Annotated in this window: 1 rRNA gene; it reads left to right on the forward strand. The window is 38.3% G+C overall.

The features are described 5' to 3' along the window. Nucleotides 1–920, forward strand: a 16S ribosomal RNA gene (locus tag ACLARN_RS44135); the annotation flags it as partial. Nucleotides 921–932 lie beyond the last annotated feature (12 nt).

Raw genomic sequence — 932 nt, forward strand, 5'->3', positions numbered from 1 at the left:
TAGTATGGGATAATATTATAGGATTTCGGTTTTATTGTGTTGGTTTTCGGGATCGGAGTAATGATTAATAGGGACAGTCGGGGGTATTCGTATTTTATAGTCAGAGGTGAAATTTTTGGATTTATGAAAGACGAATAATTGCGAAAGTATTTGTTAAGGATGTTTTTATTAATTAAGAACGAAAGTTGGGGGTTCGAAGACGATCAGATATCGTTTTAGTTTTAATTATAAACGATGCTGATCAGGGATCGGCGGATGTTGTTTTTAGGATTCCGCCGGTATTTTATGAGAAATTAAAGTTTTTGGGTTCCGGGGGGAGTATGGTCGTAAGGTTGAAATTTAAAGGAATTGACGGAAGGGTATTATCAGGCGTGGAGTTTGCGGTTTAATTTGATTTAATACGGGGAAATTTATCAGGTTCAGATATAGTAAGGATTGACAGACTGAGAGTTTTTTTTTGATTTTATGGGTGGTGGTGTATGGTCGTTTTTAGTTGGTGGAGCGATTTGTTTGGTTAATTTCGTTAACGAACGAGATTTCAGTCTGTTAATTAGTTATGCGGAGTTATTTTTCCGTAGTTAGTTTTTTAGAGGGATTATGGTCGTTTAGGTTACGGAAGTTTGAGGTAATAACAGGTCTGTGATGTTTTTAGATGTTCGGGGTCGTACGCGCGTTATACTGATGTATTTAACGAGTATATAGTTTTGGTCGACAGGTCCGGGTAATTTTGTGAAATTTTATCGTGATGGGGATAGATTATTGTAATTGTTGGTTTTTAACGAGGGATGTTTAGTAAGCGCGAGTTATCAGTTCGCGTTGATTACGTTTCTGTTTTTTGTATATACCGTCCGTCGTTTTTATCGATTGAATGGTCCGGTGAAGTGTTCGGATCGCGGCGACGGAGGCGGTTCGTCGTTTTCGACGTTGCGAGA

The sequence above is a fragment of the Amycolatopsis sp. cmx-11-12 genome, assembly GCF_046269425.1.
In the GTDB taxonomy this organism is placed as follows: Bacteria; Actinomycetota; Actinomycetes; order Mycobacteriales; family Pseudonocardiaceae; genus Amycolatopsis.